Source organism: Paenibacillus sp. J31R30, from assembly GCF_059692115.1.
Genome location: NZ_JCAUAV010000001.1, coordinates 433,969 through 460,780 on the forward strand (window position 1 = coordinate 433,969; position 26,812 = coordinate 460,780).

Consider the following 26,812-nt stretch of genomic DNA (forward strand, 5'->3'; position numbering starts at 1 on the left):
TCGGATGAGGATGAAGGATACGATTGCTCTCATTACTGGCGGTTCAACAGGCATCGGCAAAGCGACGGCTGTTAGGTTTGCCGCAGAAGGCGCCAAGGTCGCTATTACGGGCCGAGATAAAGCAGCGTTGCAAGCGACTGCTGAGGAAATTGCGGCCCAGAACGGCGAGGTCATTTGGATCGACGGAGATGTACAGTTGAAATCGGACGTCAATCGCATGGTCGATACCGTACTGAGTGAATGGGGCACCATTGACGTACTGGTTAACAATGCTGGTATTTGCAGCCCAGCTCCTTTCCTAGACATTGAGGAATCGGAGTGGGACCGACACATGGCGATTAATTTGAGAGGGACCTTTCTTGCTGGGCAAACGGTGGCCAAAGTGCTGGTTGCACAGGGAAAAGGCGGTTCCATTATTAATATGTCCAGTGTGAACGGCTTGGCTGCAGAAAGTGATCAAGCCCATTATAACGCAACGAAAGGCGGTATTAACCTGCTCACAATGTCGATGGCGCTGGAGCTTGCACCGCTTGGTATTCGCGTCAACGCGCTTTGCCCAGGATTTATCGAGACACGGCTGACGAAGCCTTTGATCGACAATCCAACTGCATTTGCGCCTTATTTACGAACGATTCCCATGGGTCGTGTTGGTATACCGGAGGAAATCGCTGATGCTGCCCTATTTATGGCGACGAGTGACTCGCGTTATATGACGGGCCACTGCCTCGTCGTAGATGGCGGTCAACTTATCAAGCTATCTTGACAAAGGAGATCAAATAGAAATTATGAGCAAGGATACAGGTGAGAAACAAGAACGTTATACGATTCAATCGATTGACAAAGCGTTGGATTTACTTGAGCTATTGGCCGAACACGGTTCCCTTAATTTATTGGAACTAACAGATTTGCTGGATCAGCCTAAATCTTCGACCTACCGGATCGTGTTAACGTTGGAAAATCGAGGATTCATCAGCAGAGACGATGAGAACGGGAAATACTGTCTTGGCTATAAACAATTGATGCTGACACGAGGCATGTTAGAAAGAAATACACTGCGATCAGCAGCGCTTCACGAAATGAAAAAGCTTTCCGAGATGTATGGCGACACGATTAATTTGGGTGTTCTCATTGATGGCGAAGTGCTGTATGTCGAAATTCTGGAAAGCACACAGCCACTTCGGATGACCGATACCGTGGGCTCTAGATCACCTTTCCACGCGACAGCAATGGGGAAAGCGATGACCGCATTTTTAGAAGAGGAGAAAGTGAAAGAACTTATCGATCTTCACGGGCTGCCTGCTTTAACTAAAAATACGCTTGTTACAGGTGAGCAATTTCTAGTGGAATTAACGCGGGTTCGTGAGCAAGGCTTTGCCTTGGATGACCAGGAAATTGTAGAGGGCGCACGTTGCTTGGCCGCACCTATATTTAACATATACGGTAACGTAGAGGGAGCAGTTAGCATGTCAGGTGCTATGCATCGGTTTGCAGATGAGGTCATTCCTGAAATGGCCGAAAGTATTAAAGCTGCTGCGAATCGGATTTCTCGAAAGCTAGGCTATCCATCTGTGCATTGAAAGGAGAATTCACATGCAACCATTGCGCATCGCTGTGCTCGGTATGGTGGATGGAAACGGTCATCCTTACTCCTGGAGCGCCATGTTTAACAACTATGACAAGGAAACCATGGCCGAGTGCCCGTATCCTGCTATCCCGGACTATTTAGCGAAAGAACCCGTAGATAAGCTGCAAATACCCGGAGCTTTGGTCACACATATTTGGACGGATGATCCTCAAGATGCCATACATGTAGCGAAAGCATCACGAATCCCGAACGTCGTAAATCGATCCGAGGATGTAATCGGGCACGTAGATGCCGTTATGATTACGACAGACAAAGGGTATGAGCATGTGGAACGCTGCCGCCCATTCGTCGAAGCAGGACTACCAATATTTGTCGATAAGCCGCTGGTCGATAATGAGCCAGATCTTAAGCAATTCCAGCGTTGGGTGCGAGACGGCACCCGTATCATGTCTTCCAGCTGTATGCGGTACTGCAAAGAATTCATGCCTTATCGCGCTTCAATTCATTCGTTAGGACAGCTCCGCTTTTCAAGCATCACCACTTGCAAAAGCTGGGAGCGGTATGGCATCCATGCCTTGGAATCTATTTACCCGATTCTCGGACCAGGCTTTATTTCCGCTCAGAACACAGGCACTAAGGAGCGGAACATTGTTCTATTCAAGCATCGCATTCATGGTGATGTGGCCGTCATTGCGATCGATGATATGTACGGATCACATGGCATGCTTCAGCTCTGCGGCACGAGTGCAAGCGCAACGGTTAATTTTCAAGATACATTCTACTCCTTCAAGTCACAGCTCGAAGCGTTTGTCTCCTACCTTCGCACAGGGGAAAGACCCTTCCCTTTTAGTGAAACCGAAGAGTTGATGCGTATGGTCATTGCCGGCATTCGAAGCCGAGAAGAGAGCGGGAGAGTTGTATTGCTAGAGGAAATTGCTGCAGAATGATGAAGAAGATCACATCATAAGACACACATCATAGAGATTGCCGCACAAAGTATACATAGTCACTTCTCGCATACAACGTTAAGGAGGACGAAAGAATGTCTACGAATTTTAATATGCGCCCGAGCCGTGTCTTACGCAAGCTTCGCGCCGGGGAAACAGCAATTGCGCTGAAGCTGAATCTTGCCGATCCGCGCATTTCGGAAATGGCTGCTAGAATCTCTGGGGTGGACTGCCTATGGACGGACATGGAGCATGTTCCGAATGATTTCTCTGTCATTGAAAGGCAAATTTGGGCTGCGAAAGCTTATGATGTGGATGTTCTTGTACGCGTGGCTAGAGGTAGTTATAGTGATCTGATTCGTCCGCTTGAGATGGATGCAGCGGGGATCATGATTCCTCATGTGATGAATTTGGCGGATGCCAAGCAGATTATCCATAAAACGAAGTTTTACCCGATCGGCCGTCGTCCGCTTGATGGCGGAAATGCAGATGGCGCCTTTTGCAATTTGGAGCTGGACGCCTACATGGCTCAGGCGAATGATCAACGCTTCAACGTACTGCAAATCGAAGATCCAGAGCCGCTTGCTGGTCTGGAGGAAATCATTGCTTTGCCTGGCTTGGATATGATCTTCTTCGGTCCGGGAGATTTCAGCCAAGGAATTGGTGCGCCCGGCAAGTGGGATCATCCGCTTCTTGTAGAAACACGTAAATCCGTGGCCCGACTAGCGCAGAAGCACGGGAAATTTGCAGGTACCGTTGGCAGCACAAGCAATCTGGCAGATTTGACGGCGATGGGCTATAACTTTGTTAGCGTGGGGGCCGATGTTGTCGGCTTTGGTCAATATTTAAGTGGTATTGCATCGAGTCTTAATCGCAGCACAGGAGCTGGAACGGACTCCGTTTACGGCTCGACCAAAAATTGAGGGAGGCAGACCCATGTATACGGAGTTGTTCTCTTTACAGAATAAAAGCGTCATTATAACAGGGGGTTCAGGCTATCTAGGCTCCGCATTGACGGAGGCGCTGTTAGCATTTGGCGCTAATGTGACGCTGGCAGATCTGACCTTTCGCAAGAGTCCGGAACTGGACGCTGCTATCCAAGAAGGACGGTTACGAAATGTAGTGTGTGATGTCGCTAAGACCGAGTCGATCAAGAATATGTTTGAGTGTCATCACGAAGCCAGCGGCAGACTGGATGTATTGGTCAATTGTGCCAATTATGGGGCGGGCTATGGCAAAGAGGCAGACCTTGAATTCATGACGGACGAAGTCTGGCACAAAGGTGTGGATGGGGCGTCCGGAACGACGTTCCGCTGTATTAGAGAAGCGATCCCATACATACGAGAAAGCGGCGGCGGATCGATCATCAACTTTGCTTCAATGTACGGAGTCGTGTCTCCTGATCCTTCCATTTATGGAGATAGCGGTGCGAACAATCCGCCGAATTATGGTGCGGGGAAGGCTGGCGTCGTCCAACTTACCCGGTACTGTGCCGCTCATCTAGCTAAGTATGGCATTCGCTGCAACAGCGTTTCGCCGGGCCCTTTTCCAAACATGATTATTGGTCAAAATGAACCATTCCTTGCGAACTTGAATGCCAAAACCATGCTCGGCCGCGTGGGAAAACCTGAGGAGATGGTAGGTGCGGTCGTCTTGCTCGCATCTAACGCTTCCAGCTATATGACCGGTACGAATCTCATGGTAGACGGAGGATGGACGGCTTGGTAACGTTCATTGTAGCGCGAACTGACAGGAGGAAATCCATGTGAATACGAATGTGATGACTAGTTTCTCACTTGCTGGCAAGACGGTGTTAATTACAGGTGGAGCAGGACTTTACGGTACGCAAATTGCGATTGCCTGCGCGCAAGCAGGGGGCAATGTCTACGTAACCTCTCGTGACGAATCGCGACTCGAAGCAATTGAAGAGAGTTTCAAGAGAGACGGCTACAAGGTGCATGCCTTACAATTTGATCAGGAAGATTTGACGTCGATTGCTACCATTCGTGAGAAACTGGAAGAACGAGAAGGTAAGTGTGATGTGCTTATCAACAATGCAGTCGCCCGTACAATGTCACATTATAACGATCCGCTTGAAAGGTTCGCCAAAAGCATGGCTGTAAACGCAACAGGATTGTTTGAAATTACCCGTGTAATCGGCGATTGGATGGCAGAGAAAGAGAGAGGCTCGATCCTGAACATAGGTTCGATACAAGGAATGGTTGGACCGGATCACACCCTTTATGAAGGACTACCACTAAACGGGTTTATCCCCGACTATTTCTTCCACAAGGGCGGCATGGTCAATTTCACCAAGTTTATCGCCAGTTATTATGGTCCGCGCCAGGTCAGGTGCAATTGCATTTCACCAGGAGGCTTCCAAACAGAGAAGAATCTACCAGAATTTGTTGAACGGTACAACGATAGAACGATGCTGGGTCGAATGGCCAAGTCGGATGACATTTGGGGACCCATTGTGTTCCTTGCTTCAGATGCTTCACTCTACGTTACAGGTACTAACATTCCGGTGGACGGAGGCTATACAGCAAAGTAAGCGTAAGGAAACGAACGGCATCGATATCGGGTGCCGTTTTCATGTTTTCGCGGTTGAGATTTCTACCTCATCGCACTCATCGCACTATATTTTCAAAAGAAATTGTGTGTTATTGCCTCTTATTTATTTTGTATAATAGAAAAAAGAGATGATAGATGGGGGGATGCTGGTTATGAGAAGGTTTTCGAATGGTTTTATGATATTTCACGATTTAAAACTGGCGAAGAAGCTTTGGTTATCGTTTTCCCTTGTGACACTTATCGCGCTCAGCATCTTTGCGATGTTGTCATCGACGTATATCAAACGTTTCATGACTGATCGGGAAGGCAATGCGATGCTGCAAAAAATCGAGTATTTTACGGGCAGCATGAACAGTTATTTTCAAAGTATAGAGAAGTCATCACAGCTGCTAGTCTACAATGAGAATATTCAAGACCCTTTAAGTGACAATGCGGCGAATTTGAACGGTATTCCTCGTATTCAGGCTTACAATTATATTTATGATCAATTAAGGCAGCTATCCGACCGGTTTTATGGCATTGAAGCGATATATCTCGTGGATAAGTATCAGAATGTGTACGACAGCGGCGTTGGGATGAATTTTACTCCCAGTTATTTGGTCAGCGATGAGTTCGTAGGCCAAGGCTGGTATGACAAAATGGCAGATAATAAGAGCAGTAATTCGCTTTGGTCATTCATCAAGTGGCGTGATAAGCAAACGTCCATCGTGATGTTCAAGACAATTTACGATAAAAATAATTTACAAATCCTCGGTTATCTTATTATTTCGATTTCCCCAACCATTCTCGACAATTACTTGGCCTCATCGAATCTGGACGAAGGTACGAACAGCATCATCGATTCTAACGGTTATATCTTTTCCGCAGGGACCGGAGAAAGTGTCCCTCCCATTGACGTTTCTAATCTAACTGGAACGAAAGGGCATTACACCCAAGAGCCAAGCAACTATGTCGTGGCCTATTCGAAGCACGCTTTGACCAATTGGACATTTGTACATTCGATCCCTCAGAACTTATTGCTCAAGGATCTTAAGAATATTAACAATTTATGGATAGCATTTCTGGGAGGTTCCCTCGCGCTGATGGTTGTCGTATCGGTTTTTATTTCAAGGACGATCTCCATGCCGCTGCGTAAAATGATTCGAATGCTGCGAAATGTCGAGCAAGGCAATCTGAATATGAAATTTCATCCTCTATATAAAGATGAGCTTGGGGACTTGGGGAGGGCATTCAATCACATGATCGACAAGGTCCGAGAGGGCGAGCCGGTCATGCGGGAGAAGTTGGTCCGTTCCTTGCTAGAAGGAAGTTTGACGGAACCCGAAGTTCTGCGTTTCGAAGAGCGACTCGGTTTCCGACTCAACAGCGCCTCCTTTCGAGTGGTGCTTCTGCATTTACATCGCCGGTATGAGAAGGGAGAATTAGATAAGCTCGAATCGATTATTCATGAATTTGAAGATGGGCATGAGATGATCAGTATCTATTTATCCGATGATCAGTATTGCTTGATTTTCAATGGTGTAATGAATGAATCCTTACATAAAATCAATGAGTTGATTGCCGTGCTAAAAGAACGGCTTGATCTGCAAATGTATGCTTTTGTAGGCAACGAATACGAGCAGTTTAACCTCATTAAGACCTCGTTTGAAGAAGCCAAGACATTGCTAAATTACTTGGTTGGGGAGCGAATGGACGAACAGACCAGCATTTATTTCGTTGGCGATTCTTGGAAATCGCAATATCCAGAAGCTTTTGAAAATAAGCTCCTCTATTATATGGAGGAACGGGATATCGACAACTGTGCCGCTGTGATGGAGGAACTGATTGTTTACGCTAGAGCCAGTCAGCTCGTTCCGCATGTTCTCTATGCGTTAATGGCAGCCCTATACAATCACTTGTATAAGTTATTGATCAAGTCAGGGCATTCCGCCGTGCTGGACAAAAATTGGTTCGGCGATGTGCAAGAGAAGCTGTTATCACAACCCTTAGAAAAGAACGGTCGGCAATTTATCGCGCTACTTAGAGATCATTTAGGTATGAATGAACAACAAGAGAAGAAACAAAGCAGGAACATTATCAAATCCTTGCAGATCATTCACGAACAATACAGTGATGTCGGGCTTGGCATCGATTCGGTCGTCGAGCAGGTCGGGCTGAATGCGAATTATTTTAGCCAATTGTTCAAGAAAGAAGTCGGCGTCGGTTTTACAGACTATGTGGGGAAAGTACGTATGGAACATGCCAAGCGACTGTTGATGGAGCCGGGAAATAAAATTAAGAATGTGGCTGTACAGGTCGGTTTTACCGACCCGCATTATTTCAGTATCTGGTTCAAAGAGAACACTGGACTGTCTCCGTCGCAATTTCGCAAGCAGCTTTTAGGGCAGATTGGATGAATTTAGAACTTGGTTTTTTATAGAAATAGGTCATTTTCTTTATATTTGTGTATAAGACTAACGAATTCCACGTCTTTCTAACTATTTTCACCTACTCAGATGCAGGTAAGGCATGCTAATTTGGTGGTAGGTTACGCTAACGATTTCTTTCACAGCAGTTTAGTTTCAGGTGGGTTCACAAAGAAGAAATGAAGGGTTGCAAACAATCGGAGATAAGAAGGAGGATTCTATGAAAGTTATGACGATTTACGCGCATCCCGCGGATACGATTACGAATTGCGGCGGGACGCTCGCGCTTCATGCCAAGCGAGGGGATGAAGTCGTCGCTCTCATTTTGACACACGGTGGACGACTTCATCCGAACAAGTACGCCGAAGAATGGCGTAAAGAAAACCCAGATACGAGTCTCCTTCAGGCGGGTTTGGGAGAAATTGCGCTGAACAAAAAGCGTGAATTAGAGCGGGCAGCCGAGACGATCGGAATCACCAAGCTGATTATGCTTGATTATGACGACAACTACTCGGTTGTGAATGAAGAGATCGTGAACCGGATTGCGGAAGAGGTATCCAAGGAGCGGCCAGATATCGTCATTTGTGACTATCCAATGAATACGGCCTTTCACAATCCCCATACGATTGCGACGCAGATGGCGTTTGCCGGGCTGAGCAAAGTTTCGCTATTTTTGAAAAATCTCGATGGTCAGCCAGAGTATCAAGTGAAACAAATTTTCTTAACTTCTCTTCCAGTCAGTCCGATAGATGGACTAAGCCTCTACGGTATGCGTAATGATGTCTTTATTGATATCAGTTCTGTTGTGGGGGAAAAGATCAAAGCGATGGACGAATTTAAAAGCCAAGGCTATAGCGGCTTATTCGCCCGTAAGCTGCTTGAATCCTATAACGGAGAGTATGGCAGGGCAGCCGGCGTCAATTTTGCCGAAGGATTTTACAGAGTGTACAACGAAACGCACCCATATCTGCCGCTGACGGCAGCTGCGCAAGAAAGCGATTTGCTAATGAGACACCTCTCCTACTCGACCATGAGTATCAGAGAGATGTTTCCCTTACCTGAATAACGGGTAAGATAACCTCCCCAAACAAACACTGTAAGTTTCACTTCACTTTACTTATTTTACCTACCCTTCTCCAGTTACAAGCTAATTTCACAATGTTAATTTTATTGAGATTCCAACCTGTCAAAGATACACGCCAAATCTAATTCATTATGAAATAGGAAAATGGAGGACGTGGAATATGATCCGTAAAATGACATATAAATCACTGTTTGTCGCAGCAGGCGTATCGCTACTGATGGGTTCTACGTTAGGATGCAGTTCAAATGAAGGTTCCAGCACCTCCGCTAAGCCGTCGGCTAGCGTTGCTCCAGCGGCCAGTACGAGCGCGGCTGCTACAACAGCACCGAAAGAAGATCCGAAGATCGAGCTTACGGTGTGGGCGGCTCCGAACGGTACGTATAAACCTGGTCAAAAGGCTGGCGACTGGTTCAAAGAAGATTTGCTGCCTGAATGGAATAAGCTCCACCCGAATGTCAAGGTCAACATCGAGCTGATTCCTTTTGACGGGATCAATGAGAAGGTTACGACAGCGATTGCCTCCAAGTCAGCACCTAACGTCTTTTTGGATTACCCAGGGCGGACATTGGCTTATGGGCAGATGGGAGCACTCGCTTCCCTCGAGAGTATCATTCCACCAGCTGATCTTGCTCAAGTAAAGAAGAGTGCGGATATGATGAAAATGGTATCCGTTGGCGGCAACGTTGTGACGCTACCATATTATTCTACTCAGCTTGGCTTGATTCTGAACAAGTCCCTATGGAAAGAAGCAGGAGCTGAAAAATTGCTTCCGCAGGATGAATTCCGCACATGGACGCCAGACCAATTCAAAGCAGCCCTGAAGGCTGTGGCTAATAAAGATAAAGGCGTTTATGGACTGACGCTTTTCGCATTAAACGAACAAGGGGATCAAATTTATAACAATATCATTTCTGGTTATGGAGCCAAATTGTTCAACGCTGATTACACGAAATATACGGCAGGAGACAGCCCTGAAACGGAAAAGGCGTTGGCTTTCTTCAAATCGCTAGTGGATGAAGGCCTAGTTACACCACATCCAGAAACATTGACGTCTACCAATGCGCTTGATTATTGGAAGCAGCGCAAGAACGGTATGGCTGTGGCGTCTGCGGCGCACTCCGATATTATTAAAAACGGTTTGAAAGACGGAAGTGTTAGTGGACCAAATGAGTACATGTATGTCAACTTCCCGTCTACGACGCCTGGGCAAGCTGCGTTAAAGTCGGAAATCGGATTTGGTGTTGTTTTCAAGAACTCGGATGCTGTCAAAGAAGAATGGGCTAAGAAGTTCCTTTACTGGTCCGTGAAAGATAATGTCATTTTCCAAACGGCAATGAAATCGTTCGATCCGCTTGGCAAAGCACCAGCATGGACGGAAACCGATCCGGAGCTTCAGTTCTTAGCTAAGTTAGCAACTAAAACGAAGGAATGGCCGGTTATTGATCCAGGTTGGGGTATCAAGGGTTATCCTGAGATGAGAGCTGCCATGTTCCCTGAAATCCAAAAATTGTTTATCGGCATGTCCACTCCTAAGCAAACGATCGATACAATTTCCAAGAAATTTAACGATACGATAGCCAAATACAATAAGTAGTTTTCCAAATACGGCAGGATGACTGTGGTCTCCTGCCGTAAAGTCGTTTACAGCTCAGTGAAAGAAGGGAAGGTGAACCATGAAACAGAGTAAAATCAGCAGCATACGCTTGCGCAGAGAAATTAGTGGTTGGCTTTTCGTACTTCCCATGCTGTTGTTTTTCTTGTTGTTTGTTGTATATCCCATTCTTAAAGCAATTAAGAGCAGCTTTTATGGCTTTGATTATACGAAGTATTATTGGTCGGGGCTGGACAATTATCGCACTATTTTATCAGATGAATTGTTCTGGAAGTCGATCCGCAATACGTTGGAGTTTGTCTTATATTTGGTGCCTTCGATCACCATTATTGCCTTGATGATTGCGGTTACAATTCATACGTATCCGAAAAAGATGCAATCCTTTTTTAAAGCAGCTTTTTATATTCCGGGTGTGACGTCGATTGTCTCGTTAACCTTAGTATGGCAATACATCTATAACGGGCAATTCGGTTTAGGAAATTACATTCTCGGCCGATTTGGGCTGAATTCGGTCAATTGGCTGGGCGTAAATTCGGCAACAATCGCTTTGTCCTTAATTGTCCTTACGATTTCCGTAGGTTCAGCAGTTGTTGTATTTTCAGCGGCACTCGGGGGAATTCCTAAGGATTTCTACGAATCCGCGTCATTAGACGGAGCGAAGCCTTGGAAGATGTTCCACCGAATCACGCTTCCCATGTTAAAGCCGACGATGCTATATGTCGTCGTTACGGGCACAATCGGTGCCTTTCAAGTGTTTGCCATTATTTTAATCATGACAGGTGGCGGTCCTGCTTATCGGACAACGACAATTATGATGTTAATCTATCAGCAGGCGTTCGTGAATATGAACTTTGGTGTCGCAAATGCAATGGGGATTGTCTTATGTGTCATCATCAGTCTGATCGCTTTTGTGCAATTCAAATTTCTTAAATCGGATATCGAATATTAAGGGGGGAGGGGACGAGGATGCCGAATAAAAAGTCACCGCTTTGGGGGGGACATGTGTTTCTTTGGGTGTTAACCTTGTTCTTCCTATGGCCCTTCTATTGGATGGTTAGCGGATCACTCAAGAATCTAAAGGTTGCTTTGCAAATACCACCGGAATGGGTGCCAGTTCACCCGACATTTCATAACTATACGTCTTTGGTCACGAATAATCCGGTGTTCACTTGGTTTTATAACAGTATGTTTATCTCCTTGGTTGCCACGGTGCTCGTCACCGTGGTCAGCTCGTTGTCTGCCTATGCATTAGCCAAAATTCCATTCAAGGGCTCCAAACTGCTGTTCACTGTAATGATTGCTGCCATGACAATCCCGCATACAGTCCTATTTATACCGCTTTTCCAATTTTTAAATGATTTAGGTCTCATTAATACAAAATGGGGAGTACTGCTTCCCGTCGTAGGCTGGCCATTCGGGGTATTCCTATTGAAGCAGTTCATGTCCTCACTGCCAACTGAATTGGTGGAAGCAGCGAAAATCGATGGCTGCGGGGAAATGCAAACATTCCTACGTGTCATGCTGCCGCTAGCTAAGCCAGGAATTGGCGTATTAGCTATTTTCACGTTCGTCAACACTTGGAATGACTATGTTTGGCAAGTGATCGTGCTGAACGGAGAAAAGATGTTCACATTGCCGGTGGGTATTAAAGTTGCCCAAAAAATATCAGAGTTGGAAACGAACTATGGTGTTGCCATGGCTGGGGCCATGTTAGCCACGCTTCCCGTGCTGCTCATATTTCTGTACTTCCAGAAATATTTTACCGAAGGCATTACTGGAGGCGCATTGAAGGGTTGATGTGAAATTCGGAGGTTGGCAGACGAAGAAAACCGATGGTGACTGGGTCAACGAGATGTCTTATTTACAACTTCCCGGTCGATTAATTACGGGGATAGGCTCAGTGAGCCAAGTGAGTACGGAAGCTCGGATGCTGGGTGCGACCCGGACGCTTGTACTGGTTGACCCGGCCATACGGAATACCGGGCTGATTGATGACCTTGTACAACGGATACAAGCAGATGGAATCGAATGTGAACTGATCGACAATATTGTCCCTGAGCCTCCATTTGAATTATTGGAAGTGATATCTTCAGGGATCAAGGGAAAAGGATACGATCTGTTTGTTGGGATCGGTGGAGGCAGCGTTCTGGACCTTACCAAAGTATTGGCCGTCATGCAGACGAACCCAGGTCCAGTCTATGACATGATCGGAACCGAAAAGATTGAAAAGCCAGGTCTCCCTGTCATTCTTATCCCGACGACAGCGGGAACTGGTTCTGAAGTGACGAACATCGCGATCTTCACCGATTCTCGCGATGATGTAAAGAAGGGGATCGTTAGTAGGCATTTATTATCAGCCGTCTCTATTGTTGATCCCGTTTTAACAGTGACGGTGCCCCCCTTCGTCACCGCTGCGACGGGCATGGATGCGCTCGTGCATGCGATTGAGTCGTATACGTCCGTTAGAGCGAACGAGTTAACCGATGGCATCGCATTGCATGCTATTAGACTTATTTCTCGTTCATTGCGACAGGCTGTATGCAACGGTAACCTATTGAAAGCGCGCGAGGAGATGTCCATGGGTAGCTTGTTGGCAGGAATCTCCTTTGGCAGTGCTGGAGTTGGCGCTGTCCATGCACTTGCTTATCCGTTAGGAGGACGCTTTAAGGTTCCACATGGCGTCGCGAATTCACTCCTTCTGCCTTTTGTAATGAAATATAATGTCATAGCGAATCTGGAGAAATTCACTGAGGTGGCCAAAGCACTTGGGGAGAACGTGAGTAGGATGAGTTTGAGGGAAGCTGCGGATTGCGCAGTAGCCTCCATGGCACGGTTGGCAGAGGACATTGGGATTCCTCCTAACTTACAAGCTGTCGGGGTTCAAGCCTCGGACATCCCTTTGCTCGCGGAAGAAGCAAGCAAAATCGAGAGGCTGCTGATCAACAATCCTCGTCGTTTAACCTTGAAGGAGATTGAACAAATTTATAGGGATGCTTTGAAGGGAAGATCGAAATCGGGCACCAATCTCAACTAGCAGAGGAGCTAAGTCGATGAAAATCATAGATGTACGTACCATACTGCTGACAGGTCCTTGTACGAATGATCCCTTTTTGTCTGAAGCCCGCACAAGACGAAGTGCTGCCTTCATTGAGGTATTGACCGACGAGGGATTAACAGGGATTGGGGAGACCTATGCAGGCTACTTTTTACCAGAAAGTGTCCCGAGTATTGTTGACTTTTTTAGAGAGATCCTCCTCGGTCAAACGGTTGATGACATCGGTATTCTCTGGGATCGCATGTATCATTGCGGTAATTTTTGGTGCCGTGTTGGGCTTGGCTTATCGGTACTGGGTGGAATCGAAGCCGCGTTATGGGATTTGAAAGGTAAGCAGCACGGCGTTCCTGTGTATAAGCTGCTCGGCGGCGCTAAGCACGATAAGCTGTCTTGTTACGCAACGGGAGGACCTTCCAACTATCCGCAGGAAAAACTCGCTCGCAAGCTCGAATTCTATGCTTCTCTTGGATTTAAGGGTATGAAAATCGGTGCGGGCTGCTTTTGGGAGGGGCAAGGCGGCTGGAAGATGCCGGAATCACCGGAAGCAATTGCTGAATTCGAAGCCGAAAAGATGCGCTTTGTGCGTACCATCATTTCGAAGGATACGCGTATTATGATGGACGGCCACATGGGCAATAGCACAATAGGCAGATGGGATTTACGAACTGCTAAGCTTGTTATGAAAGCGCTTGAGCCCTATGATTTGTTCTTTTTCGAAGAGCCGCTGCATTATACAGACCCCTGGGGCTACCAAGAGCTTTGTCAAAGTACAACCATTCCGATTGCTGGCGGGGAATGCTTGACTGGAGCGTTCGAATGGAGGACGTTCATTGAGCGAGACGCCTTTGATATCGGGCAGCCTGATGCCTCTTTTAGCGGAGGGATCAGCACCTTTATGGAGGTGGCTTCCATGCTGGAGGCTAGAGGTCGTAAGATCGCCACACATGCGTGGGGATCGGCAGGCAGTCTGATGCAAAATGTGCATTGCGGATTCGCTTGCGCCAATACGGAAATCCTAGAAATTCCGCCAGCATATGCGGGATTGCACAGTGATTTACTAGGAGAATCTTTCGTCATGAAGGACGGCTACGTGCTGCCTCCGGAAACGCCTGGTTTTGGCATTACGTTGACGGAAGCGATCCGAAATAAATATCCGTTCGTACCAGGCAGCGGTGAATTTAACAGCGTACCTGGTAAAATCCTGATGGGTTAGGTGAACGATGAATCCAATATTAATTGATGTTGAGGTAGAGCCGTCGAGATTAGAGAAGCTTAAAAGCATGGCAGGGCTATCGGTGGAAGTGATACCGGAGAACACCGCCCCTCATTCGCAGGCGATTGAACTGCTAGGTAATAAGCAAGTGTTATTCTGCCACCTTCCGCCTCGCAATATAGGGGATATGCCTAAGCTCGAGTGGATTCAGCTTGCTTCCTCTGGCTATTCGCAAGCCATTGGTTTAGGTCTCGCTGCGAAAGGCATACGCGTATGCAATGCGAGCGGCGTATTTGATACCGCGATCGCAGAATGGAATGTGGCGATGATGATCAACTTGCTGCGCGATCTGCGAGGTATGATTCGCCATCAAGAGGTAGGAAACTGGGATCGGTCGCCAAGATTCCAACGGGAGCTGCGCGGTTCTGTAGTTGGTATTTGGGGTTACGGCGGGATTGGCAGAGAAACAACTCGGTTGCTGAAGGCACTTGGCGTAACGGTGCATGTAATGGTTAGAGAGGGATTAAAACGGAGAAGCCTCAATTATGTACTTCCAAACGTCGGCGATCCCGAAGGCATATGGCCAGACCAGGTTTTTGTAAAAGGACAGGAAGCTGCGTTTCTTGGCGGCCTCGACTTTCTTATTATGGCGATCCCACTGACGGATCAGACTCGGGGAATTGTAGGAGAAGATGAGCTTCGAATGCTGCGGTCTCATGCCTATCTGCTCAATCCTGCGCGTGGGCCGCTTATCGACGAAGCTGCACTGCTGCGTGCCTTGCGTGAAGGCTGGATTGCCGGAGCAGCTTTGGACACCCACTATATCTATCCGATGCCGTCCGATCACCCGCTATGGTCATTTTCTAATGTCATCATGACACCGCATATTTCTGGATCCACCGGCAATCCCTATTTTCTTCCCAGAGTATGGGATTTGTTCGTCAGCAATGTGGAGCGTTGGAGCACGGGAATGCCCTTGCTCAATGAGATACCCGCATTTGAACTCGATTAAGGAAAGAGGGACTTCGATGTATCATGCTGCTGTAATCGGTCTCGGCAAGATTGGCTTGACCTTCGATATCCCCTTTAAAGGGAGAGCTAGCAGTCATGTCATGGCGTATCATCAGCACCCGGAGGTGGAAGTGGTTGCAGCGGTCGGTAGACGTCAGGAGCAGGCGGATCTTCTGGCGAAGATCGCACCGGAGACGATGTACTATCCGGAGGGGGCCTTGTCATCTATGCTGAGGAATCATGAGCTTGATATCATTAGCATTTGCACGCCGCCAACTGTACGATATGAACTGCTCCAAACCGTGTTGGAAAACTCTAGCGCAAGGCTCATCTTTCTGGAAAAGCCCGTCGCGAACAGTATCGAGGAAGCGGAGCAAATTCACTCTTTGCTTAAGCAGTATCCCGAACGAACTGTCATCGTCAATTTATCTAGAAGATGGAGCGAAGGTGCTAGACAGATCCGAACGGCAGTCAGGAATGAGACGTATGGCAAGCTGAAGAAAATTCACTTGCGTTACAGCCGTGGCATTTATAACACGGGCTCCCATTTGTTCGATATGGTTCGTTATATGGCTGGGCCCATCGAGCAAGTGAGAGTGGTGGAACGAGTCCCCACTAATCTAGATAGCTTGGAGGATTGGACTTACTCCTTCTTGTTCACAGCTGCGAACAGCAGCATTTCGGGTTATGCGGAAGCGTTTGATGACCGTCATTATAACCTTTTTGAAATCGTATTGTACTTTGATGGTGGTGCGATTGAAATGGTGAATGGCGGGGATGAGATCCGGTCTTATCTTACCGAGTCGCATCCTTTGCAAGCCGGCATGAAGAGTCTCGTGCTCGAACATACAGAGAAAGGTGTTCTCGGTAAATCGAGTAACATGGAGAATGCCATGAGTCACCTTGTGGATATTCTTCAATTTGGAGTTGAGCCGATGTGCACGTTGGAAGAGGGCATTTCCCCAATCTATGTTGCGGAAGCATTGAACCAGTCGTATGCCAATGGCGGGACTTCCGAGAGGGTGCGCGATCATTAAGTTGTAATCCCAAATCGTCATACGCATTTATTCATGCGTATGAATAAAGGAGTTTTCATGATGGAGCTGAGAAAACTAACCCCTGAGCAGCAGCAATTTTATGAAGATCAGGGCTATATATTGGGGCTTTCTGCCATTTTTACTGGAGATGGGGTAAAGCAGTTACAGGCGGGGTATGAGCAAATCATCTCATTATTACAAGATGACGAGAATCCCTCTGACATCATGGGATGGCATAAAACAAGTCGGTGGCTGTATGATATTTGCGCCCATCCACAAATTTTGAATTACGTCGAAGGCGTACTGGGCAAGGATTTTTACTTAGCAGCAAGCGAGTTTATTACCAAATCGCCTCATTCAGATAAAACTGTGCCTTGGCATCAGGACTCTTATTATTGGTCTACTGCGCTCAACAACACTGTTACGGTGTGGCTAGCGATCACGGATGTGGACGAAGCCAATGGTGCCATGAAGGTTATTCCAGGCACACATAAAGCCGGTATTATTCAGCATAAAATTGCTGGCGATGATGCCATTCTGTCCTTCGAACTGGAGCATGGAACATTCAGCGAGAAGGATGCGGTTTCCATGATCATCCCTGCAGGCGGCATTTCCATGCACGTAGATTCTCTCATTCACGGCTCGGGTCCCAATACCTCAGACCGCTGGCGCAACGGATTTGTTATCCGCTATTCCAAGACGATGGTGAGATGGGATCCGCAAGCTTACCCCAATTTCCAACTCTACATGATGAGAGGGCAAGATGATTTTGGTTATCATCCCCAGGGGGATGTGCCCGTAGAGCCTTTTGGTCGTCCTCCTTATACGAAGCGTATTCGTAAAAGGGAATAATGGCATCTTGCCAAAGAAAGTGAGATGAATCTTTATTTTAAGCTACGACAAGCAGTGGACATCGACGATCTCATCGTTAACACTCGGCACTGTGCAGCTGGGGATGCCTTATGGGATTGCGAATCAACTAGGTCAACCTGATGAAAAAGTGGCGAGGCATATTCTCGATGCTGCCTTAGAGGGTGGTATTACCTGTCTCGATACGGCAAGTGCTTACGGTAGCTCCGAGCAGGTTCTAGGTACATATTTTGGGCAACAAAGACGATCAGCCCACATCATAACCAAACTCCACCTGAACATAGATCAAGAAACAACACTTGCCAATTTGGAAGAACAGATTGAAGCAAGTATTAGTAGATCAATGGAACGATTGCAGACCTCTTGTATTCCCGCCGTATTGCTGCATCGACCGAATGTGTTAGGGAGATTTGGTGAGAAAGTGACCGAATTGCTGCGCAAGCAAGTGAAGCGGGGGAATATCGGAACGATGGGGGCTTCACTCCTTTCTTACGAAGCGGTAGAATTTGCAGATAATTGGAAGGAGCTCCAGGATGACTTTTACGAAATCGTACAGTTGCCCATCAATATCCTGGATCGTCGGATGTTTGCGAACGGGACCTTCGATATGCTCAGGAACGCAAATAAGAAGCTGTTCGCAAGAAGCATCTATCTGCAAGGATTGTTCTTCCTTCAGCTAACCGAATTAAAGGGGAAACTAAAGGAGGCGGAGTCTTGGCTTAAAATGCTGCACACCTATGCGGAGAAAGAAGGAATGTCTGTACCTGAATTAGCTTTTTCTTATATTCACCATATGCCTGGTATCGCAAGCATTGTTTTCGGTGCTGAAACGGCGGAGCAAGTGAAAGGAAATATTGCGCTTTTAGGAACGCCTGCGATAAGTGATAAGACATTGCATGAATTGGCGGCAGCTTTCGCAGAAGTGCCTGAGCAAGTAATTACACCTTCAATGTGGGAAGGCAAATGAGTACAAAGCAGGCCAAATACATGGATAAATGAGGAGATCATCATGGTCACAAATCTTAAAAAAGGCAATGCGCGATCATCATCTTCTGCAAGTGAAGAGGCCATCTATCAAACCGTTAAGGAAGTCATTCAAGAAGTTGAAATCCGTGGAGATGAAGCCGTTCGTCAGCTTTCCCACAAATTCGATAACTGGTCGCCTGAAAGCTTCCGATTGAGTGAATCTCACATTCAAGAAATTGTAGCTCGGGTGCCAGAGCGTGTGAAGGAAGACATTCGATTCGCACAGCGACAAGTTCGGAATTTTGCGGAGAAACAATTGGAAACAGTCCGTGACCTCGAGGTTGAAACGCTGCCTGGTGTATTTCTGGGACATAAACATATTCCTGTGAGTAGTGTTGGCTGTTATATTCCTGGTGGACGATATCCCATGGTAGCTTCGGCACACATGAGTATCTTGACGGCCAAAGTGGCTGGGGTTAAAAGAGTCATTGCTTGCACACCGCCAATCAAAGGGGAAATCCCGGCAGCGACGATTTGTGCAATGGTGTTTGCTGGCGCTGACGAGATTTATGTGTTAGGCGGTATTCAGGCCATGGCAGCCATGGCGATTGGGACAGAGACGATCGAATCCGTCGATATGCTAGTAGGGCCAGGTAACGCCTATGTGGCGGAAGCCAAGCGGCAGCTTTTCGGAAAGGTGGGTATCGACCTGATTGCAGGCCCGACGGAAGTTCTGGTAATCGCCGATCATACGGCAGATGCCGAAATGGTGGCCGTTGACTTGTTAGGTCAGGCCGAGCATGGCCCTACGTCTCCTGCAGTATTGATTACAACCTCTGAAGCATTGGCAAGGGAGACACTCGTTGAAATTGAGAAACAACTGAAGGTTCTTCCGACTGCTGACATAGCTGGTGTCGCTTGGCGTGATTATGGCGCCGTAATGGTGGTGGATAGCTTGGAGGAAGCGGTCGTGGAAGCAGATAGACTCGCCTACGAGCATGTGGAAGTATTGACGCAGGATCCGAATTACTTCCTGGTGAACATGTCGAACTACGGTGCATTATTTCTCGGTCCTGAAACGAATGTAGCGTACGGGGATAAAGCAATTGGCACGAATCACACCCTTCCGACCAAAGGTGCTGCAAGATACACGGGCGGACTCTGGGCAGGGAAATTTTTGAAAACATGCACCTACCAGCGATGTACAAAGGAAGCTAGTACATTGGTTGGCGAGTATGTTTCACGACTATGTGAAATTGAGAATTTCATGGGTCATAAGGAACAAGCCGATCTGCGAGTGCGTAGGTATGGAAGCAAGGCATCCGATTGATAAAATGCTCCGCAAGAAAAGCAAGCTCTTCCATTCATGATGGTTGGGACTTGCTTTTTCCCTGTTCACCTACATCAAATGATCAAACTGATCAAAGGAAGTCATCAGTAAAAAAAAGGAATTGTACAAGCGAGGTCGAAGATTGATTACCTATCAAATAAATATAACGAAAAAGAAGATGATGTGATGGGAACTGCATTTAGCTTGAGACGAAAAGCTTTTATGCATAAGTATTTCTCCGGTAAGGTGATGGATTATCAACAAATTATTGGCTTGTATATACCGATTCTGATTGATCAGACTTTCCTTGTCGGACTTAACTTGGTGAACATTGCCATGATTAGTTCGTCTGGTGTTGCCGCAGTTAGCGCAGTAAGTATGATTGATTCGCTCCATATATTTCTGATAAGCGTATTCGTAGCCGTCTCGACAGGTGGAACAGTTGTGGTCGCCCAGTATAAAGGAAGTGGAAATGACGGGATGGTAGCCAAAGCTGCAGCTAGCTCCGTTTCCTTGGTTTCGGCATTTGCGCTTGGCATTAGCTTGTTAATGATTGTGTTTCATGGTCCCGTCTTATCGCTGCTATTTGGGACGGCCTCTCCAGAGGTGTTCGCTTATGCCAAGACCTATCTGATAGGGAGCAGTGTATCTTATGTGGGGATTGCCATTGTAGAGGCTGTTTGCGGTGCACTGAGAGGGATCGGAAAGTCCCGAACTTCCTTGAAACTCTCTTTAATCATGAATCTATCGTATGTACTTTTAAATGTGATATGTATCCATTTCTTACATATGGGGGTACAGGGGTTGATCATCGCTGTGAATGTATCTAGATTTCTGGCGGCATTCGTAGCCGTATTGTATGTAGTGAAATTAGATACGAATTTTAAAATGCGATTGTACGATTTACTACATGTAAATATGGCGATGATGAAGAAAATTTTATTTATCGGGCTTCCCTTTGCGGCGGAGCAGATGTTCTTTAATGGCGGGAAAATTGTAACGCAAGTATTTATCGTTAGTCTTGGCACGCATGCCATGGCGACGAATGCGATTGGCGGCACCCTGGCAGGTGTGTTACAGATTCCGGCTGCCGCGTTATCTCTAACAACGGTAACTGTGATTGGACAATGCATGGGGGGGCAAAATGTGAAAGACGCCCGTAAATTTGCCAAATCGTTTCTCTGGCTTGCCTCATTTACTCTCTTCCTGATGGCATTGATTCTCCTTCCGTTGTTCAAGCCGCTGATCAGCTTATTTCACCCGCCGGATGATATCATTAGGGAGCTTTTCATCATCGTGTTGATCAATGCGATTGCACAAGTCCCCCTCTGGCCAATCAGCTTCCTCTTGCCAGCAGCGCTTCGAGCTGCGGGCGATTCCAAATTCACATCCGTGACATCGATGCTGTCCATGTGGTTGTTCCGGGTCGTTCTGGGCTATGTGCTTGGCATCTTGTTTCACATGGGCATTATTGGTGTATGGTTAGCGATGAATATTGAATGGGGCGTTCGTGGAATTATCTTCCTAATGCGCTTCAAGGGGGACAGATGGTATCGTCATCGATTGATCGAGCCAGCTGCGAAGACTACTTAACGAAGAGAGTGGTCCCTCTGGAAAAGTTAATATTGAAATGGAAATGGAGCTAAGTGGCGAGTTTGCGCTTAGCTCTATTTTTTTGTAAATAATGGTTATAGATGCTAAAGTACCCGAATTTTCGGGGAAATGGCTAAGTTCACTTCTATGTTCGTTCTGTTCATGTTAGTATTGTTACTAAACTAACTTTAGGGATTTCTTGTTGAATGATCCGAAGAATCATTGAAGTGGATAAAATTTCCACAGGAGGGAGACTACTATGAATCTAACGAGACATCCGTGGAAAAAAAATGCGCTAAGAAGATTGATTCTCTCGTTTATTTGCATTCTTCTACCGCTCTATATTCTCAGCATGATTATTTACAATTGGGGGATTCGAACCTTACAAGACGAAATATCCAAATCCATGATCTCGCAAGTATCTGGGTATTTGACCGGGTTGGAAGAGGAGTTCAGACGAATTCAAACCTTGCAGTACGATGTCTTAAGCGATGACAATTTAAATGCATTAGGAGCCATACCGGATTCATTGAATGATATCGAGAAAATGCAAAGCATCCTAAGACTCCAGCAGCGACTTAATGCTATACGAAACAGCTCCACATATATTAAGGATGTGTATGCTTACATACCTGCGATCCAGAAAAATGTGTCGGCTTTAACGATATCCTCTTTTAATCAGCAAGAATTTGAAAAACTGAGGAACATTCCGTTGACACTGGATTCGCAAGTCATGAATGTGGACGGCAGAATGTATTTAAGCGCGGTGTACCCCTTCTCTACGCCAAGCAGCAAAAGAGGCCCTTTATTTATTGTGGCGATCGAACTATCTAAGGAAAAGCTAGAGGAACATTTGAAATTGATGGTTAATTCCTCGGATGAGGGATTGATTTTTAATAGCTCGCAGTTTGTAATCACGACAGGTCGCGATGCTGCTTTCGATCAAGAGATCTCGACCCATATGGCTAATCATGCAAATATTGGAAACGCTCAGAAACTTGTCATCAACGACAAACACTATCTTGCCGTTTATACGTCTTCGAAATTCTTTGGAGCAGTGCTAAGCAAATATGTGCCAGAAAACGCTGTTTTTCAACCGCTGCAAAAGTACAGAAGTTGGTTCGTCTTGCTAGCAGCCGTAGCCCTCATCATTATTGTTATTTACTCTTTATATGTCTATAAATACATTCACAAACCGCTGGATAAGCTGGTTAAAGCTTTCCGCAAAATCGAATATGGCGATTTCGAGGTTCAGATCGAACATACGGTAAACGATGAATTTCAGTATATTTATAAGCGGTTCAATGTAATGCTAGGAAATTTAAAATCCTTGATTGACCAGGTGTATAAACAACAAATTTTAACGCAGAAGGCGGAATTGAAGCAGCTTCAATCCCAGATTAATCCGCATTTTCTATACAATAATCTCTTTATTCTTAGCACGATGGCTCGCCTTGGCGATTACGAGAATCTCGAGCAATTTACGAATCAATTGGGAGAATATTTCCAGTTCGTCACGCGAAACAGCTCGGATGAGGTGCCGCTATGGAAAGAAGTGAATCATGCCAAAGTGTATGCTGAGATTCAAGCCATGCGCTTTTCGAATCGTCTGAAGGTCGAATTCGATGAGCTGCCGGACAATGTCGGGCACATCATGGTGCCGAGGTTGATATTACAACCGATCATCGAGAATGCTTTCGAGCATGGTCTGGAGCGAAAGCCTGCAAAAGGCATCCTGCGTGTTCGGCTTCGCAAGATTGCGAATGAGATTCAGATGATCGTTGAAGATAACGGTGAGGAGCTGGATGGCGAGCGCATCGAGATGCTCCAAAACGCGTTATCTGATCAAGAAGGGTTGGAGACGACCGGCATTTTGAATATCCACCAACGAATTCGGTTGAAGTTTGGACAGACCAGCGGGTTAGACGTGGAGCGAAGTGAATGGGGCGGCTTGAAGGCAACCATTCATATTGATTTATCGAATGGAGGCGTATAAATGTACAGGGTTCTGGTCGTAGACGATGAGATGATTATTGCAGACGGGTTATATGAGGTGCTTCAGAACATACCTCAGCTGGAGTTGGATGTGTATAAAGCCTATTCCGGTATTGAGGCGGTCAAGCAATTCGATCGCACTCGGTTCGATATCGTGCTTACAGATATTCGAATGCCAGGTCTCGACGGCTTGCAGCTGCTAGAGAAGATTCGGGAGAGATGGCCCCAATGCAGAGTCATTTTCCTGACGGGATACAATGAATTCTCCTATATTTACTCGGCTATCCAGTATGAAAGGGTCAGCTATTTACTGAAGACCGAAGGATACGAGAAGGTCATTCAGATGGTGGAGCATACAGTGAATGAGATTGAATCGGAGTTAAAGGCGCAGTCTTTGCTGAAGATAGCTCAGGAACAGCTGGATGACATGAGAGGGATGCTGCAGAACGATTATGTGAAGCGGATATTGAATGAGCAGCTCGATGTACGAGAGATTAATCAAGAGCAATTCGACGAGCTGGCTATACCATTGAAAGCGGATCGCCCAGTGCTGATCATGCTTGGAAGAATTAACAGCTTGTCGAACAAGACAACGTATTCGGAGAAGTCTCGGCAGTTGTACAGGATCAAGCACATCGCAGAACAGTATATGTCCTCGCACGTTTCTTTCGTTGCTGCGATTAATGAGCATATGGACCTTATTTGGCTGATTCAGCCGCTTCAAGGGAACCTCGAAACTGAGGGTTGGGATAGAACACTGACGTTCGTGAAAGGGAATTTGGAGTTGGTGCAGGCTGCCTGTCGCGAGTCTGTTGGTGAGTTGTTGTCCTTCGTACTAGATGACAGTACGGTGGCATGGTCGGATGCTGCAGAACGGTTCGCGACATTAACGATGCTGATGAATTATCGGATCGGTCAAGGCAGCGGCATGCTGCTTCTCGATAAACAAATGGTGGAGCAGGAGCTCCAGCAGTCGGACGGGAGCCACCGTGAGAAGTCACAGATTCGGCAAGCCAAGCTAGACCAGCTTGCTGATCAATTGGAGCATGGGCAGCGCGTGGAATTCAATAATACGCTGCATGCCTGTGCCGAATCGCTGAAAGATATCGACAGTATGCATGATGTACCTGCGCAAGAGCTTTATTATTCCATCGGATTGGTCTTCTTATCCTATATGAACCGCTGGAATTTGGTCGAGACGGTTGCGACCAAAATCGGCCTGCATAAGCTTATGCAGCCAGGGGAGCATGAATCTTGGCCTATGGCTTTTGAGTATCTCGCGCGTGTTGAAGAAATACTATTCAACCTTCAGAACCAAGAGGAAGAGAGAAGGGCAAATGCCATCATTTCATTGATTCAGAAGCATATTAAGGATCATCTGGATAATCCGGACGAGGTTTCGTTGGTGAAATTAGCGGAATTGGTTTATTTCAATCCGTCCTATTTGTCGCGATTATTTAAACAGGTGACTGGAACGAATTTATCCGATTACATTTCCTCGACTCGCATGACGAAAGCGAAGAGTCTCCTGGAAAATCCGAATATTAAAATACAAGAGGTCGCCGAGCTTGTCGGTTATGGCACAGCAACGAACTTTACGCGATATTTTCGCAAGGTAGCCCACATGACTCCACTGGAGTATCGGACATCGATATTCAATAACAAGTAAACAAGTGATTCAAATGTAAAGACATGAATATTGAATGCCGAATGGCTGAGCAGTACCATTAGAGATAGCAAAACTCTAATACATTCAGATCTTTCGGGGAGGTTCACATGAGAAAAAGAGATAAAGCAAAATCAGCAGTTATCCTCTCGGCAGCAGGATTATTGGTACTCTCAGCTTGTAGTTCAGAGGGATCGAAGGATAGTAATTCAACGGCGACACCTGCGGGTACTTCTGCGCCAGCAGCGAACTTGATGGCGAAATATGAGAAACCGATCGATATCACAGCTTGGCGCTACACGGAAGCGACATACAAGTACGAGAATGGCGACACGATTGAGAACAATATTTACACGAAAGCTTATCAAAATGACCTAGGCATCAACTTGAAATATCAATGGACAGTACCCGTTGAGCAATTCGATCAAAAGCTGAATGTGGCTATTGCTGCCGGAGATTTGCCAGATATCATGTGGCTGAAGAACAAACAGCTCACTGATTTGGCTGATAACGATATGCTCTATGACTTGACAGAGTTGTATGAGAAGTATGCGTCACCGATGGCGAAGAGCATCCTGCAGCAGGATCAGAAGGCTTTCAATACAGCTAAGATCGGCGGCAAGCTAATGGCGATTCCTCAGACTTCATCGGCGATCGATGGTCTGCCGCTCTTGTATGTTCGGGCGGATTGGCTGGCTAAGCTTGGGCTCTCCGAACCGAAGTCCATGAAAGAGGTTCTGGCAGTTGCTGAGGCGTTCACGAAGAAGGATCCGGACGGAAACGGCAAAGATGATACCTTCGGGATGGCGTTTACCAAATCGTTCCTAGCGGATACCCACTTCGGAACAACGGGCTTCTTCTCAGGATTCCATGCCTATGCACGCAAATGGGTGAAGGACACATCTGGTAAGCTTGTGTATGGAAGTATCCAACCAGAAGTGAAGACAGCTTTGAAACAGATGCAGGATATGTACGCGCAAGGCTTGCTGGATAAGGAGTTCGGCGTAAAAGACCGGGCGAAGGTAACAGAATCTGTTGTCGGCGGCAAGGTGGGTATCTTCTACGGCAGTATGTCCGCACCGCTGTCGATTATCCAGAAGAACATCGACAACGATCCGAAGGCAGATTGGAAAGCGATCCCGCTGGTGTCTGTAGACGAGAAGAAGGCTACGCCAATCGGCAACATGCCAATTCAACGTTATTATGCTGTTAGTAAGAAGAGCAAGAATCCAGAAGCGATTATCAAATTGCTCAACTTTGCAATGGATGGTTATGACGAGAGCAAGAAGCCGAAACCAGAGATGAGCTTCAGCCCTACGAATGTCCCAGTCTATCTCTATAGCGTAATGAACCCAGAGCCTGCGAATAAAAACTTGAACGCACATAATAATGCGTTGAGTGCGATTGCTGCTAACGATCCTTCCAAGCTGACAACGGAAGAGAAGGGTTACTTCGACAAAATCGTGGACTTCCGTAAAGGAAACAAAGCGAATTGGGGAACAGAGCGCGTATTCGGTACGCCAAGCAGCTTCGATGTAATCAGTCAGTATGTGAAAGAAGATAACTATTTGCTAGATGCTTTCTACGGTGCAGCGACACCTACTATGGTTGAGAAAAATGCATCTCTTCAGAAGTTGGAAGAGGAAGTATTTACGAAAATTATTATGGGCCAATCCATCGATACGTTTGACAAATTCGTTGAAGACTGGAAGAAGCTTGGTGGCGAACAAATCACGAAAGAAGTCAACGATTGGTACGCAAAAAGTAAATAAGAAGTTGACGGCTTAAAACGAGATTAGAGCTTAGGGGGAAGCGGTCGTAAACTGCTTTCCCCTTCCTTATTGGTTCTTATATGCAAACGGAGAGGAG

At 46.5% G+C, this 26,812-nt stretch carries 22 protein-coding genes; all 22 read left to right on the forward strand.

The window, feature by feature from the left end; all coding sequences use genetic code 11:
• The first annotated feature begins 4 nt into the window (after window positions 1-4).
• Window positions 5-763 (forward strand): SDR family NAD(P)-dependent oxidoreductase, encoded by a 759-nt coding sequence (locus AC58QO_RS01400; protein ID WP_497263359.1) that lies wholly within the window; start codon window positions 5-7, stop codon window positions 761-763.
• Between the two features lie 22 nt (window positions 764-785).
• A complete protein-coding gene (locus tag AC58QO_RS01405; protein ID WP_497263361.1) occupies window positions 786-1,577 on the forward strand; it encodes an IclR family transcriptional regulator in 792 nt (263 codons plus the stop codon).
• A gap of 13 nt (window positions 1,578-1,590) precedes the next feature.
• Entirely contained in the window at window positions 1,591-2,532 is a 942-nt protein-coding gene (locus tag AC58QO_RS01410; RefSeq protein WP_497263363.1) for a Gfo/Idh/MocA family oxidoreductase, read from the forward strand.
• A gap of 95 nt (window positions 2,533-2,627) precedes the next feature.
• Window positions 2,628-3,455, forward strand: coding sequence for an HpcH/HpaI aldolase family protein (locus AC58QO_RS01415; RefSeq protein WP_497263365.1), 828 nt, complete (start codon window positions 2,628-2,630; stop codon window positions 3,453-3,455).
• A 13-nt stretch (window positions 3,456-3,468) separates the two neighbouring features.
• Window positions 3,469-4,260: an SDR family oxidoreductase gene (locus tag AC58QO_RS01420; protein ID WP_497263367.1), complete on the forward strand. Its 792-nt coding sequence runs from the start codon at window positions 3,469-3,471 to the stop codon at window positions 4,258-4,260.
• A gap of 37 nt (window positions 4,261-4,297) precedes the next feature.
• A complete protein-coding gene (locus AC58QO_RS01425) occupies window positions 4,298-5,086 on the forward strand; it encodes an SDR family NAD(P)-dependent oxidoreductase (protein ID WP_497263369.1) in 789 nt (262 codons plus the stop codon).
• Between the two features lie 172 nt (window positions 5,087-5,258).
• Complete coding sequence (locus AC58QO_RS01430) at window positions 5,259-7,502, forward strand: helix-turn-helix domain-containing protein (RefSeq protein WP_497263371.1); 2,244 nt, start codon at window positions 5,259-5,261, stop codon at window positions 7,500-7,502.
• A 229-nt stretch (window positions 7,503-7,731) separates the two neighbouring features.
• Entirely contained in the window at window positions 7,732-8,577 is an 846-nt protein-coding gene (locus tag AC58QO_RS01435) for a PIG-L deacetylase family protein (protein WP_497263373.1), read from the forward strand.
• A gap of 178 nt (window positions 8,578-8,755) precedes the next feature.
• Window positions 8,756-10,189 (forward strand): extracellular solute-binding protein, encoded by a 1,434-nt coding sequence (locus AC58QO_RS01440; protein WP_497263375.1) that lies wholly within the window; start codon window positions 8,756-8,758, stop codon window positions 10,187-10,189.
• 79 nt (window positions 10,190-10,268) lie between these two features.
• Window positions 10,269-11,156 (forward strand): carbohydrate ABC transporter permease, encoded by an 888-nt coding sequence (locus tag AC58QO_RS01445; RefSeq protein ID WP_497263377.1) that lies wholly within the window; start codon window positions 10,269-10,271, stop codon window positions 11,154-11,156.
• Window positions 11,157-11,173: 17 nt separating this feature from the next.
• Complete coding sequence (locus tag AC58QO_RS01450; protein ID WP_497263379.1) at window positions 11,174-12,004, forward strand: carbohydrate ABC transporter permease; 831 nt, start codon at window positions 11,174-11,176, stop codon at window positions 12,002-12,004.
• Window position 12,005: 1 nt separating this feature from the next.
• On the forward strand, window positions 12,006-13,241 hold the full coding sequence (locus AC58QO_RS01455) for an iron-containing alcohol dehydrogenase (RefSeq protein ID WP_497263381.1): 1,236 nt from the start codon (window positions 12,006-12,008) through the stop codon (window positions 13,239-13,241).
• A gap of 16 nt (window positions 13,242-13,257) precedes the next feature.
• A complete protein-coding gene (locus tag AC58QO_RS01460; protein WP_497263383.1) occupies window positions 13,258-14,475 on the forward strand; it encodes a mandelate racemase/muconate lactonizing enzyme family protein in 1,218 nt (405 codons plus the stop codon).
• Between the two features lie 7 nt (window positions 14,476-14,482).
• Entirely contained in the window at window positions 14,483-15,487 is a 1,005-nt protein-coding gene (locus AC58QO_RS01465; protein ID WP_497263385.1) for a D-2-hydroxyacid dehydrogenase, read from the forward strand.
• Window positions 15,488-15,503: 16 nt separating this feature from the next.
• The gene (locus tag AC58QO_RS01470; protein WP_497263387.1) at window positions 15,504-16,523 is read left to right on the forward strand and encodes a Gfo/Idh/MocA family protein; all 1,020 of its coding nucleotides are present in this window, start codon (window positions 15,504-15,506) and stop codon (window positions 16,521-16,523) included.
• Window positions 16,524-16,580: 57 nt separating this feature from the next.
• Entirely contained in the window at window positions 16,581-17,375 is a 795-nt protein-coding gene (locus tag AC58QO_RS01475; protein ID WP_497263389.1) for a phytanoyl-CoA dioxygenase family protein, read from the forward strand.
• Between the two features lie 67 nt (window positions 17,376-17,442).
• Window positions 17,443-18,360, forward strand: coding sequence for an aldo/keto reductase (locus tag AC58QO_RS01480; RefSeq protein WP_497264358.1), 918 nt, complete (start codon window positions 17,443-17,445; stop codon window positions 18,358-18,360).
• A 42-nt stretch (window positions 18,361-18,402) separates the two neighbouring features.
• Window positions 18,403-19,689, forward strand: a complete 1,287-nt coding sequence (gene hisD / locus AC58QO_RS01485; protein ID WP_497263391.1) for a histidinol dehydrogenase — start codon at window positions 18,403-18,405, stop codon at window positions 19,687-19,689.
• A gap of 186 nt (window positions 19,690-19,875) precedes the next feature.
• The gene (locus tag AC58QO_RS01490; protein ID WP_497263393.1) at window positions 19,876-21,282 is read left to right on the forward strand and encodes an MATE family efflux transporter; all 1,407 of its coding nucleotides are present in this window, start codon (window positions 19,876-19,878) and stop codon (window positions 21,280-21,282) included.
• Between the two features lie 259 nt (window positions 21,283-21,541).
• Entirely contained in the window at window positions 21,542-23,278 is a 1,737-nt protein-coding gene (locus AC58QO_RS01495) for a sensor histidine kinase (protein ID WP_497263395.1), read from the forward strand.
• A complete protein-coding gene (locus AC58QO_RS01500; RefSeq protein ID WP_497263397.1) occupies window positions 23,279-24,946 on the forward strand; it encodes a response regulator transcription factor in 1,668 nt (555 codons plus the stop codon). It begins immediately after the preceding gene.
• Window positions 24,947-25,053: 107 nt separating this feature from the next.
• Window positions 25,054-26,715 carry an extracellular solute-binding protein gene (locus AC58QO_RS01505; protein WP_497263399.1) on the forward strand — a complete coding sequence of 554 codons (1,662 nt, stop codon included), beginning with the start codon at window positions 25,054-25,056 and terminating at the stop codon, window positions 26,713-26,715.
• Window positions 26,716-26,812: the final 97 nt, after the last annotated feature.